This window comes from uncultured Salinicola sp., assembly GCF_937921195.1.
GTDB lineage: Bacteria > Pseudomonadota > Gammaproteobacteria > Pseudomonadales > Halomonadaceae > Salinicola.
The window spans coordinates 70,452-83,697 of record NZ_CALFQK010000168.1; the positions used below are offsets into that span (position 1 = coordinate 70,452).

General features: G+C 63.4%; 31 protein-coding genes. All 31 read left to right on the forward strand.

Annotated features, from left to right (window positions below; translation table 11 throughout):
* Nucleotides 1-15 precede the first annotated feature (15 nt).
* Nucleotides 16-300, forward strand: a complete 285-nt coding sequence (locus tag Q0602_RS20030; protein ID WP_298847301.1) for a hypothetical protein — start codon at nucleotides 16-18, stop codon at nucleotides 298-300.
* Between the two features lie 45 nt (nucleotides 301-345).
* Nucleotides 346-507, forward strand: a complete 162-nt coding sequence (locus Q0602_RS20035) for a hypothetical protein (protein ID WP_298847304.1) — start codon at nucleotides 346-348, stop codon at nucleotides 505-507.
* The gene (locus Q0602_RS20040; protein WP_298847307.1) at nucleotides 504-947 is read left to right on the forward strand and encodes a hypothetical protein; all 444 of its coding nucleotides are present in this window, start codon (nucleotides 504-506) and stop codon (nucleotides 945-947) included. Before Q0602_RS20035 ends, Q0602_RS20040 begins: the two co-directional genes overlap by 4 nt.
* On the forward strand, nucleotides 935-1,357 hold the full coding sequence (locus Q0602_RS20045; RefSeq protein ID WP_298847310.1) for a hypothetical protein: 423 nt from the start codon (nucleotides 935-937) through the stop codon (nucleotides 1,355-1,357). The genes Q0602_RS20040 and Q0602_RS20045 overlap by 13 nt, the downstream gene beginning before the upstream one ends.
* A gap of 40 nt (nucleotides 1,358-1,397) precedes the next feature.
* Nucleotides 1,398-1,856 carry a hypothetical protein gene (locus tag Q0602_RS20050; RefSeq protein ID WP_298847313.1) on the forward strand — a complete coding sequence of 153 codons (459 nt, stop codon included), beginning with the start codon at nucleotides 1,398-1,400 and terminating at the stop codon, nucleotides 1,854-1,856.
* The gene (locus Q0602_RS20055) at nucleotides 1,856-2,095 is read left to right on the forward strand and encodes a hypothetical protein (protein ID WP_298847316.1); all 240 of its coding nucleotides are present in this window, start codon (nucleotides 1,856-1,858) and stop codon (nucleotides 2,093-2,095) included. The genes Q0602_RS20050 and Q0602_RS20055 overlap by 1 nt, the downstream gene beginning before the upstream one ends.
* A gap of 1 nt (nucleotide 2,096) precedes the next feature.
* Nucleotides 2,097-2,276, forward strand: coding sequence for a hypothetical protein (locus Q0602_RS20060; RefSeq protein WP_298847319.1), 180 nt, complete (start codon nucleotides 2,097-2,099; stop codon nucleotides 2,274-2,276).
* Between the two features lies 1 nt (nucleotide 2,277).
* Entirely contained in the window at nucleotides 2,278-2,577 is a 300-nt protein-coding gene (locus Q0602_RS20065; protein ID WP_298847323.1) for a hypothetical protein, read from the forward strand.
* 45 nt (nucleotides 2,578-2,622) lie between these two features.
* On the forward strand, nucleotides 2,623-2,817 hold the full coding sequence (locus tag Q0602_RS20070) for a hypothetical protein (RefSeq protein ID WP_298847326.1): 195 nt from the start codon (nucleotides 2,623-2,625) through the stop codon (nucleotides 2,815-2,817).
* A gap of 72 nt (nucleotides 2,818-2,889) precedes the next feature.
* Nucleotides 2,890-3,558, forward strand: coding sequence for a hypothetical protein (locus Q0602_RS20075; protein WP_298847331.1), 669 nt, complete (start codon nucleotides 2,890-2,892; stop codon nucleotides 3,556-3,558).
* Between the two features lie 34 nt (nucleotides 3,559-3,592).
* Nucleotides 3,593-3,745: a hypothetical protein gene (locus Q0602_RS20080; RefSeq protein WP_298847334.1), complete on the forward strand. Its 153-nt coding sequence runs from the start codon at nucleotides 3,593-3,595 to the stop codon at nucleotides 3,743-3,745.
* Complete coding sequence (locus Q0602_RS20085) at nucleotides 3,745-4,371, forward strand: hypothetical protein (RefSeq protein WP_298847339.1); 627 nt, start codon at nucleotides 3,745-3,747, stop codon at nucleotides 4,369-4,371. Before Q0602_RS20080 ends, Q0602_RS20085 begins: the two co-directional genes overlap by 1 nt.
* Complete coding sequence (locus Q0602_RS20090) at nucleotides 4,368-5,336, forward strand: hypothetical protein (protein WP_298847343.1); 969 nt, start codon at nucleotides 4,368-4,370, stop codon at nucleotides 5,334-5,336. The genes Q0602_RS20085 and Q0602_RS20090 overlap by 4 nt, the downstream gene beginning before the upstream one ends.
* Before the next feature lie 34 nt (nucleotides 5,337-5,370).
* Entirely contained in the window at nucleotides 5,371-6,081 is a 711-nt protein-coding gene (locus Q0602_RS20095) for a hypothetical protein (protein ID WP_298847346.1), read from the forward strand.
* Nucleotides 6,078-6,359 carry a hypothetical protein gene (locus Q0602_RS20100; protein WP_298847350.1) on the forward strand — a complete coding sequence of 94 codons (282 nt, stop codon included), beginning with the start codon at nucleotides 6,078-6,080 and terminating at the stop codon, nucleotides 6,357-6,359. The genes Q0602_RS20095 and Q0602_RS20100 overlap by 4 nt, the downstream gene beginning before the upstream one ends.
* A 55-nt stretch (nucleotides 6,360-6,414) precedes the next feature.
* Nucleotides 6,415-6,762: a hypothetical protein gene (locus Q0602_RS20105; RefSeq protein WP_298847353.1), complete on the forward strand. Its 348-nt coding sequence runs from the start codon at nucleotides 6,415-6,417 to the stop codon at nucleotides 6,760-6,762.
* Nucleotides 6,759-7,067, forward strand: coding sequence for a hypothetical protein (locus tag Q0602_RS20110; protein WP_298847356.1), 309 nt, complete (start codon nucleotides 6,759-6,761; stop codon nucleotides 7,065-7,067). Before Q0602_RS20105 ends, Q0602_RS20110 begins: the two co-directional genes overlap by 4 nt.
* Nucleotides 7,064-7,216 carry a hypothetical protein gene (locus Q0602_RS20115; protein ID WP_298847359.1) on the forward strand — a complete coding sequence of 51 codons (153 nt, stop codon included), beginning with the start codon at nucleotides 7,064-7,066 and terminating at the stop codon, nucleotides 7,214-7,216. Before Q0602_RS20110 ends, Q0602_RS20115 begins: the two co-directional genes overlap by 4 nt.
* A gap of 52 nt (nucleotides 7,217-7,268) precedes the next feature.
* Nucleotides 7,269-7,550, forward strand: coding sequence for a hypothetical protein (locus Q0602_RS20120; protein ID WP_298847362.1), 282 nt, complete (start codon nucleotides 7,269-7,271; stop codon nucleotides 7,548-7,550).
* Nucleotides 7,551-7,575: 25 nt separating this feature from the next.
* Nucleotides 7,576-7,854, forward strand: a complete 279-nt coding sequence (locus Q0602_RS20125) for a hypothetical protein (protein WP_298847365.1) — start codon at nucleotides 7,576-7,578, stop codon at nucleotides 7,852-7,854.
* Nucleotides 7,851-8,159: a hypothetical protein gene (locus tag Q0602_RS20130; RefSeq protein ID WP_298847368.1), complete on the forward strand. Its 309-nt coding sequence runs from the start codon at nucleotides 7,851-7,853 to the stop codon at nucleotides 8,157-8,159. Before Q0602_RS20125 ends, Q0602_RS20130 begins: the two co-directional genes overlap by 4 nt.
* 161 nt (nucleotides 8,160-8,320) lie before the next feature.
* Nucleotides 8,321-8,626 (forward strand): hypothetical protein, encoded by a 306-nt coding sequence (locus tag Q0602_RS20135; RefSeq protein ID WP_298847371.1) that lies wholly within the window; start codon nucleotides 8,321-8,323, stop codon nucleotides 8,624-8,626.
* Between the two features lie 646 nt (nucleotides 8,627-9,272).
* A complete protein-coding gene (locus Q0602_RS20140; protein WP_298847374.1) occupies nucleotides 9,273-9,560 on the forward strand; it encodes a hypothetical protein in 288 nt (95 codons plus the stop codon).
* A gap of 136 nt (nucleotides 9,561-9,696) precedes the next feature.
* Nucleotides 9,697-10,041 carry a hypothetical protein gene (locus tag Q0602_RS20145; protein ID WP_298847377.1) on the forward strand — a complete coding sequence of 115 codons (345 nt, stop codon included), beginning with the start codon at nucleotides 9,697-9,699 and terminating at the stop codon, nucleotides 10,039-10,041.
* Nucleotides 10,042-10,083: 42 nt separating this feature from the next.
* Entirely contained in the window at nucleotides 10,084-10,728 is a 645-nt protein-coding gene (locus Q0602_RS20150; RefSeq protein ID WP_298847379.1) for a hypothetical protein, read from the forward strand.
* Nucleotides 10,725-11,060, forward strand: a complete 336-nt coding sequence (locus Q0602_RS20155; RefSeq protein ID WP_298847381.1) for a MarR family transcriptional regulator — start codon at nucleotides 10,725-10,727, stop codon at nucleotides 11,058-11,060. The genes Q0602_RS20150 and Q0602_RS20155 overlap by 4 nt, the downstream gene beginning before the upstream one ends.
* Nucleotides 11,061-11,072: 12 nt before the next feature.
* Nucleotides 11,073-11,522 (forward strand): hypothetical protein, encoded by a 450-nt coding sequence (locus tag Q0602_RS20160; protein ID WP_298847383.1) that lies wholly within the window; start codon nucleotides 11,073-11,075, stop codon nucleotides 11,520-11,522.
* Entirely contained in the window at nucleotides 11,512-11,697 is a 186-nt protein-coding gene (locus tag Q0602_RS20165) for a hypothetical protein (RefSeq protein WP_298847386.1), read from the forward strand. Before Q0602_RS20160 ends, Q0602_RS20165 begins: the two co-directional genes overlap by 11 nt.
* The gene (locus Q0602_RS20170; RefSeq protein WP_298847389.1) at nucleotides 11,694-11,906 is read left to right on the forward strand and encodes a hypothetical protein; all 213 of its coding nucleotides are present in this window, start codon (nucleotides 11,694-11,696) and stop codon (nucleotides 11,904-11,906) included. Before Q0602_RS20165 ends, Q0602_RS20170 begins: the two co-directional genes overlap by 4 nt.
* Nucleotides 11,907-11,967: 61 nt before the next feature.
* Nucleotides 11,968-12,234: a hypothetical protein gene (locus Q0602_RS20175; protein WP_298847392.1), complete on the forward strand. Its 267-nt coding sequence runs from the start codon at nucleotides 11,968-11,970 to the stop codon at nucleotides 12,232-12,234.
* 94 nt (nucleotides 12,235-12,328) lie between these two features.
* Nucleotides 12,329-13,204 carry a hypothetical protein gene (locus Q0602_RS20180; protein ID WP_298847395.1) on the forward strand — a complete coding sequence of 292 codons (876 nt, stop codon included), beginning with the start codon at nucleotides 12,329-12,331 and terminating at the stop codon, nucleotides 13,202-13,204.
* Nucleotides 13,205-13,246: the final 42 nt, after the last annotated feature.

The following is a 13,246-nucleotide window of genomic DNA, read 5'->3' on the forward strand; positions in this document are numbered from 1 at the left end:
AGGAAAGGAAAAACGATGCGCTCACAGCCCAACCAGGTCCGCCTCATCATCGCCAACCTCTACATCCGCGTGCGCATCGCGCGCGAGAACGCCGACACCATGCGCCTCCTCCACGGCATGGGATCCTCGATCGCCGAACGCGCCAAGGGCGCCGAGCTCGAGGCCAGGAACTCGCTGATGCTCGCCATCCTCTCGACGAAGAGCGCGGACCGCCCCGGACCGCATCTCCTCCTCGAGATCGCGCGGCGATCGGCCGAAACGCGTCGCCAGTGCGCAGGGCGGGTAGCCCGCGCCGCCTGACCCAATGAGGGGAAGGCGATTCCGAACGAAATCAAGGAGCGGAAAATGGCCCAGGAAGATTACCGTCTCGGCATCACGAACCTCGCATACGACGAAGCCGCCGGCGAGGACATCAGCGAAGGCGTCTCGCGCCTCGCGGTAGTGGCCGGCCTCGACCCCTCCAGCGTCCGTCAGGACGTGACCGAAGCAGCGGAGATGGTCGAATGATCGACAGACAACACATGGAGCGCCACCTCGACGACGTCGAGCGCCTGATGCGCATCGCGTTCGTCAACGGCGTCCCCGCGACGCGCGAGCAGATCTACGAGGCCTGGAGCGCCGTCTCCGATTCGTCGGCCGCTGGCTGGCTCATGCTCCACGACAACGACGACTGGAACTGGTCCTCTCTCTCTTCGCATATCGAGTTCTCGGGCGAAGACAGCGCCGAGAAGGAAGCCTTCGATACCGATATCGCCCGCATCGTCTCGGTCTGCCGCATGAACGGCAAGGACATCGACGAACGGCAGGCCTGCTCCGCATGGCACATAGCGGGCCAGTCCAGCTGGGGCGCCAACTGGCTCGAACTGCCCGGCTACGACGAGGAGCTCTGGAACGAGATCCGGCCTGCGCTCGAGAAGGTGGAAGAGGAAGAAGCATGCCGCGCATGATCGCCGTGAAGACCTACGCGGGCTACCGCGCCGCCCGGGTCGAATACGACAAGGACGAACTCCTCGGCACGCTGCAGAGGCACTGGTCGACCACCATGTCCATGCACGGACTGGTGGCGCAGGGAGACATGCTCACCCTGACCGAGAAGGGCGGCATGCGGGTCTCCAACCGCGGGATCACGCGGATCGCAGGAGACCTCACCGAACTTCTCGCGATCAGTGCGCGCGAAGGCATCCACTGCCTCACGGTCTTCGACGAGACCGCGACGACCTATGACCAGTTCGCAGAATGGAACATGACCTGCGAGGCGGGAGAAGACCTGTTCCTCGAGAACATCTCCGAGGCAGGACCCTGGCATCATCTCATCGACGGCCAGAAGGTCGCGGAGGCATTCCGGAAAGCCGCCTGAAAGCGGGTTCACCGAAGAAGCAATTCGAAAGGAAAATCCCATGGGCACACGACGCCTGATCGCCATCGCCCACGAAGGCGGATACGACTACGTGCACCTCTCGGGAGACGGCGACACCGCTCCTGACATCCTCGATGCGAGCTGGTCGACCGAATCCTCGGCCCGCGAACTCGTCGCCGGCGGCGACATCTCGATGCTGGCCGCCAACGACGCCCGCCGGCACGACATCCCCGGCCGCGGCGTGGGGAGCGCGAACGACATCGACGACCTACTGCGTTCGGCCTACGCCAATGAGCACCTGATCTCGATCTACGATGCAGGCGAAGGCACCCGCGACGCGCTCACCGCGTGGAACGAGGAGAATGCCGACTTCGCGATGCACGTCGACAACGCCGACTCGAGCGGTGCCTGGCTGCACCTCGCCGACGGCGAAGAGATGTTCCAGCGCATGCTCGCGCAGGACGAGATCGACGCCGAGAACGCGCGGAAGGCAGCCTGATGGGCATGCTGCAACGCCTGCGTGACGCCCATCCGGGCGTCACCATCACCGCGAGGGACGGGCACTACTGCACCATCGGCGATGAGGACATGAACATCGTCGACCACCTTCTCGTGAAGAAGGACGATCGGACCGCCTCCATCGACGCGGTCGAAGCCGAGCGCCGCAAGCGGCCTCATCCCAAGGCGATCGAGTCCCGATTCGATCGGTTAATCGCACAGTTCGAGAAGGCAGCCTGACATGGCCAGACAGTCCCACAAGTGCATCCACGCAACCATCGACAGGGAAGGCGGCTTCAGGCTCAACGGCCACGACATCTGCGGGTCCGGGAGCAAGGACGCACGCTTCGTCACGCGCATGCGGCGCCGGGCCGGGAAGCGACAGATCCAGAGCCAGTTGATGGCCATGGGAGAATACTGACATGAAGGTCCTGTTCAATCTGGGATACGACGGCGACAAGGATGACGACCGGATCGTCGAGCAGGATATGGATCCGGCCGAGTTCGGCCTGTTCTCATCCTACGAGACCGATGTCCTCATAGACATGGATGACACCGTGATCTGCTTCCAGGGCGCGACCATCACGCTCGAGACACAGGAAGACGGCACCATCGCGGCAATCGGCACGGTCCACGCCTATGACACGCACATGAAGAGCCGTCGCGCGCGTCAGGCCGAGAAGGCCAAACACGAACCATCGGTCTTCGAGAAGATGCAATGAGGGAAGCATCGTGATCGAAATCACTCATCGAGAGGAAAAAAGATCATGATCACCCAGGCACAGCGCACCGCGGTCGAAGCCCTCGACCTCCCCTTCGCCCTGAGCGACGCGGACATCGAACGCCAGTTCGAAGCCGACGGCACGGCGAAGCCGCGCGAGCAGCGCGATCCGATGAACCGGGTCCGCGACCTCGCACGCAGCGCGATGAACGACCAGGCCGGCCTCCCCAAGGCCGCCTGACGAAGAGAAAACGATCCAGAGCAATCCCGGAGGCAAGCCGAACAGGCCAGCCGAGATGGGAGTCGGGTGATCGTGGACGCCTCCACCGACGGGTGGGGGCGCCTTTTCTTTTACATCCACAACCGCAAAGGCCCGACCATGCCCAGACACGCCGTGCGCCTCTACATCGAGGACAGCCATCTTCCCGACGGAGAGGCAGCCGGTGGAGACTGCAGCCACCTCCTGTTTGATGGTCCGGATGACCCAGACCCGAGCAACCCCGGCGCAACGGCCTCGCATCCGGCATTCACGAATCCCTTCGCCCATGCACTCATCAAGGCGATGGGCATCTCCCCCGTCAGGCTCAACCACGCAATGATGGACTGGAGCCACGGGGACGGGGCGATCGGGCTCATGCAGGACAATCCCGCCGGGCACGTCCGCCTTCCAGACGAGCATACCGCCTTCAGCGGGAAGAAGACGCGTCTCGGGTTCGCGATGAGCCGCAACACGATCGTCGAATTCTCCACCGAGCACATGCTCATCAATCTGCTACCCGACCTCGCATGGTACGCTAGCGGAGAGGATTCCGGAGGTTTCCTCATAACCCGACTCCTCACCGCTACGCAGGGCGCGGGGATCACCGAGGGAACCCCTCTGCAAAGGGTGATCGACATTCCGGCATTGTCCCACCTGGTCATCAGCCGCGTCACCGCCAAGGCGGACGGGATCCATGAAATACGACTGATAAACCCGGGGTGATCCTGCTATCATCCATGGACGAAGGAGTTCCGCCATGAAGAAGGAAAAGAAGCGCATGCCGCGACGCAATCCCATGGCTGGCACCCTGTCGCAGGGCGTCTTCCAGCCCAAGGTCGTCCCCACGGCCAAGCAGAAGCAGGAACGCCGACGCCGCCCGAAGCACCCCAAGCAGGAGGACGAATCCTGATGCACATGACATCGGACGCAGCGGCACGCGATCTCCTCCAGAGGATGCCCGAGCTCTACACTTGGACCGCCTGCAGGCTGACCCGCAACCTCATGGAGGAATGCTGGTCGGACGAGATGCAGAAGGCGCTGATGCGTCTCGCGAAGAACCACATGGAGGGTTCCAAGGAATACCATGTCACCTGCGAGACGCCCGGCGGCTACGTCCTGACCCTGAGGAAGCACACCGATCCGCCTCCCGGATTCAGCGATCTCGGCGACTTCCTCAAGCGGCTCAACAAGGGGACGTGGTCCAGCAATGACGACAAGCCTGCGAAGGACGTGGAGATCCACGCCTCCCTCGGTGTCCCGGGCGATTCGCCCTGGGAGGTGAACCAGGCGAGACTGGCCATCGAATCGCCCCCCGCATCCCTCGTGACCCGCTTCGTGTCCGGGCAGGGCTCCCTCTCGGAAGTCATCCAGCAACCGTGGATGAAGGGATTCTCGATCCATTCCGTGTGGTGGCGAGGGGAGCACTGGAAGGACGGAGAGAAGATCGCACACAATCCTCCGGCAGAGATGAACACAAAGCTCGAGATCATGCTCGAGGGCGCCCACGACTACCAGAAGATCAGGATCAGACCATGAGCGAACGCCCCCTGTACGCCTGCCGCGTCACCCGAGGGCTGCTCGCATCCGAGCGCATGGGCACGAAGGTCGCCGAGAGGCTGTCCGCCCTGTTCGAGGAATGGTCCCTCGATCCCGACGAGGCAACGGCCGGAATGGTCTATCCGGGTGATGGTGGCGAGATCACCCTGCATGTCGAACCCTATCAGGACGGGATGTCCTGCACCGCCACCGTCGAACGGATCGGCCTGTATCGGGTCGATGCCGCAGGCGCCATGGTGCGCCGGGTTCCGGACACGATCGCACAGGCGACGATCGCGGGCGCGATGAGCGTCCCCAAGCTGATCGGAAAGGGACTCGTCGACGGCGTAGGCATCCGGCAGGTGATCCGGAAGGGCATCGTCTACGAGAAGGGCGAACAGGTGGACGACCTGACCGGCGTCCAGTCCACGCCGCCATGGTCACAGGACGAATCGCTCAGCATCCGTTTCGCGGTCGAGAACGAAGGCTTCCATCCGATCTCGCTGCCGGGGACCAAAGGGATGAAGCAAATCGTGAACTGCGGCATCACCCAGCGCTTCCTCGACGAAGGAGCCGAGGACTTCCTCGCCAGCTATCGCTACGTCGTGGAGATGGGCGAGAGCATGGAGGGCGACGAGGAGCACATCTGGTTCAAGCGCGGCGAGACCGAGCACACCGTGAACGGATCCAACGTCGATCTCGGCAAAGGACGGGTCCTCTTCATCGAGATGGTGGTGGCCGTCCGGGAGCGCTACTACCTGCGCGAGGAGAGCCTCGAACTGCAGGGTCTGCCGACATCCGTCCAGAACGCCGACCACGTCGGACGCCTCGTCTCCGAACTCCTGACATCCGAATGGCCGCCGGAGGGGACTCGCGTCACAGGACAGAGGACCGGCAGGGACGCACTGGGTCTCGAATTCAAGAAGGATCTCCAGTTCAGGCCTCTGACGATGAGCGCCGTCTGAAGGAAAAGACGATAGCGAAAGGAGGAAGGATCACATGACACGATACGTCACCGCCTCCAACAGCGACATGGACATCCTCCTGTTCAGGAGCCCCGAACAGCTCGACCCGGGCTGCCGGCCGTGGCCGGACGAGACGCCACCCGCCTTCGTGAGGCATCTGCGCAGCGAGGCGCGGAGCTTCGATGATCTCCTGTCTATTCTGACCGACGGCCTGACGGGGAAGAACAGGACACTGAGCGCCATCGCCTCGCAGGACGTCGCCGAGGCGATGGACGAGGGATGGAAGGTGCATCCGGCGATCGTCGAGGCCATCCGGTGCTGCAACATGCAGCAGTACGGGAGCGGGTTCGATGCCGGCGTCGTCCTTGCGATGTCGAGGCATCTGCGAGACTTCACCATCGAGTACACCAGGGATGACGGAGAGGTCCTCTCGGACCTCTACTGCATGAAGGAAAAATCCGGTCCTTCCACCTTCAGCATCCATCTCGGACAGGACATCTGGCTGCTGACGACGACCAAGGACATGACCCTCTCGGTCCCGATGATGCCGATGTCATGGCAGACGGCCATGCGCGGCCGCCCCATGAAGGACATCGTCGACCACCCGTGCATCGGAGAGGACGACATCGCCCAGAGGTTATCGCCCTCAGGGGAGTTCATCGAGATATTCGGACTTGCCCCCAGGTCCCTGTCCTCACTCGAATTCACGCCGCGACAGGCGAAGAACGAAGGAAAAGGCACATGACCTCGAAACCACGCAAGAAGGACGCCGCCCAACTCAGGGAGCTTCCGGCGCCGGAGAAGCTCGCACGGATGATCGCCAGCGGGAACTACCGCCTGGCCCTGCGCAAACGGCTCCTGCGCCCTCCTCTCGTCATCCTCGAGAAGCGGGTGGTGCGCCAGCACTGCAAGGACCTTGGCGGGAGCGGTCACTACGACTTCTGGAACACGACCCACTGGGAGCCGGCGACGGTGACCTACGACGAGAGGCCCAAGGTCGAGGACCTGCACATCGCGGCCTGAAAAACCCTTGAACGAAACGACAGGAATGTGGATCATTCCTGAGAGGAAAAAGAGAATGCCCAAGACCAACTCCCGCGCCATCGACAAGCTGCTCGAAGCGCACAAGATCCTGAAGAAGCAGGGTCGCTCCGCCGATACCAGCGCGGGACAGGCCTTCGCACTCGATCTCGTGCGTCTCCTCGAGAAGAACGAGCCGGCCGTGCTGACCATCGCAGACGAGACATACCCGTTCAAGCCCTGCGACGTGCGCGTCAGTCGGACCCGCGTCACACTCGGCAAGTGCGAACTCGGCCTCACGACCCTCCAGGACGGAGAAGACGGCGAATACTCGACCGTCATGCTCGTCGACGAGGTCAACCTGCTCGGCGAGACCGTCCCGGTCCGCCTCCAGAAGGCGGCATGACCATGGGCACGCAGACACTCAAGACCGCCCAGGACATCCTGTGCGAACGCATGCTCGACCTGCGTCAGTTCCCCTACGTGGACAGCGCCATCGCGGATGCCGACGACCAGATCGTGCTCAACCTCATCGAAGAGCATCGCGAAGGCAACAGCGGCGCCGCCAGCGAGATGATCACGCACGCGCAGAACGTCATCGACCACATGCATCGCGCAGGCTTCGCGGAGGAGGACGAGGTCTTCCTCGCCGAGGTCGCGCTCGACGAGGCGATCGCCGCGGAGCGGGCCATGAACCGGAAGGGCGAATGATGGAGATACCGGGAACGGTCCTCATCCTGCTCATCATCGCCATGCTGACGACCGGCATCGCCCTCGGCACGCTCATCGAGCGTACCCGCTGGAACGACCTGATCCGAAAGGGCGTCATTCCGAAGCCGCGGAATTCCACGAAGAGCTGAAGACAGCGGTGCATCCGGGTGACCACGATAGTCACTTCCGGAGGAAAAATCGATGTCCAGCAGCAAGCTGATCCATCTCAAGCCGACCCTGTGGCGCGCCTTCCAGCGCTCCGTCGCGCGGCATGAAAAGCTCGGCGCGCGCATCGTCGCGATCGGCGTCGATAAGGCGGATCCCTCTCTCTATCGGCGTCTCGATCGACTGCGGGATCGCATGTACGACCTCGCGGGTCAGTGCTATGCCGTCGAGTGCGCGATCGATCATGCGATCGACCCCTCTCAGTCGGAGGCCTTTCCGGCCTTCGAGGACATCGAGATCAATATCCAGTTCGTCTGAGGACGGATTCCATACGGAGACGCTCATGACACAGACGATACCTGACGGAGGCGTGACCTACACGCTCTTCGGAAAGGGCAACTTCGGCCCGGCCCACCCCATGCACAACCCCGCCGTGACCGTCTCCGTCCACGACAAGGACGACGTGGTCATCGGGAAGAGGTCCCTCGCCAATGGGCGAGAAGGCCATCTGTGGGCGCTGCGGCAGGGATACCGCCTGCACCAGAGCCAGTCCCACATCACCGAACAGCCGAGATACGAGGAGTATCTCACGATCATCCGATACGAGGAAAGCGGCCTATGACGCAGCAGGCCATCGCCGGCGACGGCTTCTCGTATGACGAAGCCAAAGCGCCGGAGGCCTTCCGCCTCCTTCTCCAGGCGCATCCCGCCCACGAGAGCACGATCACCTCATGCATGTGGATGGGCAGCGAGACGATGGCGGACGGAAGCATCCTCCACCACTTCAAGCACAGCGACACGCGCAACCGCTTCACCTTCCGGCCGGCGACCGGCGGAGGCATCGCGGGAACGGTCATCGGTCGCAACGAGACCGGCGAGGAGACAGCGGACGCGGACGCCGTGCTCGGCGCGCTCGAAAGGCTCTGAAGAAGGTCGCCTTGAGGGCGATGAAAGCGTCCCTTCGGTTCGAGGGGAAAAAGAATTCGCCAAGAAGGTGCCCGGCCTTCGGACGCGAAACCACCATCCGGGCATTCCGACCTCGCCCAGCCAACCATGCTGGGATCGGTTCAAGTAGAGAAGGAAATACCATGAGCAACCGTGCCTACAACCTGAAGATCAAGCAGACCACCACCGCCGACCGTTCGGAGAACGCCAAGGGCACGCCGAAGATCAAGTTCCGCGGCGAACTGATGCTTCGCGGCCAGCTCCGCACGCGCACCGTGGTCGCCCAGGGCAAGGCGGCCGAGCTGATCTCGGGCATGCTGCGCAAGGGCAACAACCTCGAGCTGCGCTGCCTCTTCGAGAACGCGCCCGGCACCGAGGAAGGCAAGCGCGGCGGTGAGTTCCTCTCCGTCGTCGGCCTCCCGCAGCCGAAGGAACAGAAGGCCGCCTAAGCGAGCCTACGGGCCGCCGCCCCGCGAGGGGCGGCGTCTCCCGTCAGCGCACGGATCAACGGGCTCTTCCCACGGTCACGCTCATCGGCGGTAGCAGGATCCGTCCTGCAGCGATCCGACCAGGGGCGTGACGGGAGGTGCCCGCCCAGGGACCGACCGGTCCTGCCCATTACCGTCTCCCGGGGACGCAGGGGCAGGACATCGGTGTGCGTTGACGCGAGACGCCATGAGCGTCCGGTGAGAGTCGTCCTCACATCTTCCAGCGAAAGCGACTCGTCCGACAAGGACGGGGCCGAACCCCTCGACCATCAGGTCCACGCGGGTCTCCCATCTCACGCGGGAGGCAGGCGCCGACCCGGACGACGGGCTCAGGAAAGCGGACCGCCGCTGCGAGCGATCCTCCCATAGGGAGAGACCGACGCAGGGACGGTCCGACGACAGGGCGGACCGTCCGTCGAAATCACCGCACCGTGCTCCCGGGCGGATGATCGACAGGAACGCCATCAGGACATGATCCGAATGTGAAACGGTCAGATCGGGAATGCTTGCACGTTCTCCTTCTGACCGTTCTCGCATGCCGCCGCAGCGGGAAAAGAAGGCTCCTCCTCAAGACATGCATGCGATACGCATGAATGGAGGAAAAAAGATGTTCATCAACGCGACCATCATCGAGACCCTGCGCAAGTCCGGCCACGCGACCGGCGCGGTCCACGTCGATGACGACGGCGCACGCACGATCCGTCTTCCCGGTGCTCCCAACATGACGAACATCACCGAGACCGTCGGCGCGCTAACGGCGGCCGGTATCGACGTGATCGGCTACGGCACCAATCTGAACTCGCCCCACGACGACTTCGTCGGCGGCAGCATCATGATCGCCGTCGATTCCGTCGACGAACGGCCCACCGACACCCGGTCACGCCTGCGCGCCTGACCAGCCTAATTCCGACCCGGCGCCTACGCGCGGACGAGACCACCATCCGGATGGCATGAACACCTACCGGCTCTGGGCGGGGGACGCCGCGGGTGCGACCGGGTCGGATATCCCTCCCCTTCCACAGGAAAACGAGATGACACCCGAACCCCGTCCCGAGAATGCCCGCATGAACATCCCCCATGTCCATTCGGACATTCTGCAGTGGCTCTGCATCGGGGTTTTCATCACGACGGTGACGATCATCCTCAGGGGTGCCCAGGAAGATGTCCTGAACGTCCTCGGCTCCGCACTCGGCGGAAATCCGGTTTCCCTGATGATCGCTATCGCGACGATCGGCGTCATGCTCATCCTCGGAGCACTCGATTCGATCATCCTCGTTCTGCGGCTCGTGGAATCGGCGCTGGAAAGGATCATCGAGGCTCTCGAGAAGAGTGAAGCCAGGAGCGCGCGCGGACGCAGCGCCTCCGACGATACCTGACGGCATCAGCCAAGCGAAATCAGTCACCGAGAGGAAAACGAGATGCTCACCAAGACCGCCACCAAGCAGCTGCGTCGCGCGATCAAGACGCGTCTCGGTCTCAACGACCGCCGGGCCAGCGACATCATCGACCGCAACTGGTTCTCGACCCCGGAAGGCAGCCTGCGCGGCTGCGTCGCGGTCGTGAACGACGCGATGTCGGTCAATCCCAGCCTCTCCCTCTACGTCCCCGGCACCGAGGGCTATTATGAATGGGTCGGGCACCTGCGCCTGGAGAAGACCGATCTCGTCCGCTGGAAGGCCATGTCGCTCGAGGACGCGTATGCCGCTCCTGAGGACTTCCGCACGCTCTCCGACAGCTTCGAATGGGTAGACGGCACCGTCACCGCCTGCCGTCCGCGCGACGAGGACGCGATCATCGTCACCGTCGATTTCGGCGATGGCGACGTACGCGAGATGGCCATGCTCGCCGACATCAACGACGCGACCGGCCTCATGAGTTACGCGCGCGAGAAGATCGGCGAGAAGTCGCGCATCTGCTTCGAAGCCGAACCGAAGGGCGAGCGCAGCATCAAGTCACAGAGCCTGCCTATCCTCGAGATGATCTGCGAGGGTCGCGGCGACAACGACGATTTCGTCGACCTCGACGATCTCTTCGGCCCCATACCGGAAAGGATCGCCGCATGATCGACATCGTTACCCTCATCTCTAGCTACCAGATGCGCGAGGATTCCTTCGGCCCTCTCACCGAGCCGCAATGGCGGATGCTGATGGACATCCAGGCCAACGGCAAGGCGCGCGTCAGCGCCGTCTGCATAGCATCCGGCGTCGCTGCGACCACCGCGCTCCGTCATCTCGATCTCCTGCAGAAGGACGGCTTCATCGAGAGGACGCCCGATCCCTTCGACCGACGGGTCGACAACGTCTCGCTCACGACGAAGGCGCAGACATCCTTCGCCGTCTTTATCGACAGGATGGACCGGCACGAACGCACGAGAAACGCCCGCAAGGCCGCCTGAGGGAGAGACCGCATGCTACTTCAACGCCTCGTCGATTCCGAGACCAGGGGATTCGGCTTCGACTACATGGGAGCGTCGGAATACGAGAACGGCGCGACGACCAACGGAATGGCCGCTCTCGCGCGGCTGTTCCTCGATGGACGACTCGTCGCCCGGAAGACCGGTTTCGGCGAGATCCACCGACGCATGCGGGGTGAATACGTGACCGTCCTCGCGATCGGCTCGGCCGAGACGCTCGACCGGCTCGGTGACCCGATGGACATCCGGGTCACCCACGAACCCTTCCACGCCCACCGCGCCAGGATCACCGCCTGGATGGCGGTCGACATGGATCGCGCCATGCTCGAGCCACTGATGCTCGTCCGCATCGAGGCGCCTGACGAGCAGATCATGGAAAGGGTCTCTCTGTTCCTGAAAGACGCGATCGAATACGAGAAAGGAGCTAGCGCGAATGAGCGGTAATCTGTATCAGCTGCGAACAGATGCCCGGCCCGGCCAGCACGTTCTCATAGACGGTCCCAACGACCGCTATGGCAAGGTCATGGCCCTCCGGGAATCAGGCTTCCATCTCATCCGCGGCCTCGGCTTCGACAAGCCGGGCGTCGCTTTCATCCATACCACGGAGACAGTGCGTTGAGCGAAATGAACGACGACCCCTGGGCGGAGACGCCCGTGATCGACCGCGAGGGATACCAGCTGCGCGGAAACGACGATCCGCGCGAAGAATGGCGGATGGTGCTGCTCGTCACCGCCATCCTCATCGCCCTCAGTGCGATCGCTGCGGAATCCTTCGGGGGAACACGGCTGGAGGCAGATCCGGCCGATACCGAGATCCAGTCGAGGTGAAGTGAAGGGCGTTCCCCGGACGGGGAAGGAAAAATCAGCTTCACGAGCAGGAGACGACACCATGGACAAGACCGCCAAGCAGATCGCCCACGAACAGCGCAACGCGGCCCGCAAGGCCGAAGCCGCAGCTGCCAAGACCGCCCGCATGGAAGCCCACTCCCAGCACAACCTCGATCTGGCAACGCAGGCTGCAGTCCGCCGCGAGGCGCGCAGCGCGGCAAACGAGGAGACGGCCCTGGCCTCCGCGACGGACGCCTATGCACAGGCGATCGAGCAGCGCTACGGCATCATCGCGAACGACAACACGGCGCTGTCCGCCGCGGCCTGATCATCGACCCTCGACCAGAGCAGGAAGGACCGTCCCGATGGGGCGGTCCTTTTTCTTTGGACCACCCCATGGAAAACACCGGAAAGGCATGAGCATGGAAGACGGAACCCTCGATCCTCATCCGGATCCCATGCCGGGGGAGGTCGTGCGGAAGGATGCGTTCGTCAAGACCTGGCTGCCTCGCATCACCGCACTGAAGCAATCCCTTTCCGACCTCCTCGACGGGCGCGTGAGAGCCAGGGACGATTACGGCCTCGAATACGATGGCGACCTCGACTTCGGCGTCATCCGCAGGAAGGCCGCGGAGGTCGCCGGCTTCCCGATGCCCTACATCTACCAGTGCGGCCGAGCGGCCACCCGTCGCAGCAAGCGCTCCGCCACTCCGGCCGGTGTCGGGATCGAGACCGTGGACGCAAGGGGACGCAAGGTCGTGCCGCTCTGGACCGTCGAGGGAGGGAACATACCCCTCACCGACCTGAGGCTCCTCGCCTGGACCTTCGACCAGTACTCACGTCAGGTCGGCACCGGACGGCGCGATGCGCTGTGCGGCCCGGTGATCGCGACTGCCGCTGCTGCAGAAGCTATACGCACTGCCTATAAAGGCCCGTGCCTTCGCACCATGCTTTCAGATGACGGCACCAAGGATGCCAACAAGGTCGAGATCCGACCTCTTGCCAGCATGAGGGTCTACGGACATCTGGTGCGGTCCTGCAACCTGATCGACCTGCGATTCTCCACGTGGGAGGAGGACATGGTCTTCTCGGGGACCACGCTGACGCTTTCCGGAGGACGGAAGCATCAGCCCGAGGCCGCGATCCAAGCCAGCATCGGTCGCAGGATCGGGGAAGTCATCGGGAGCTCCCTCCTGGAAGACGACACCCGGACCATCACCAGCGTCCGACGCAAGCCGAACGGCGTGATCGAGTTCGGCGTCTCACAACCACGCGAGGGCATCGTCCTGGACATCTGATCCCGGACGGTGTTCCCACGAAATCGACGATCCGAAGGAAAA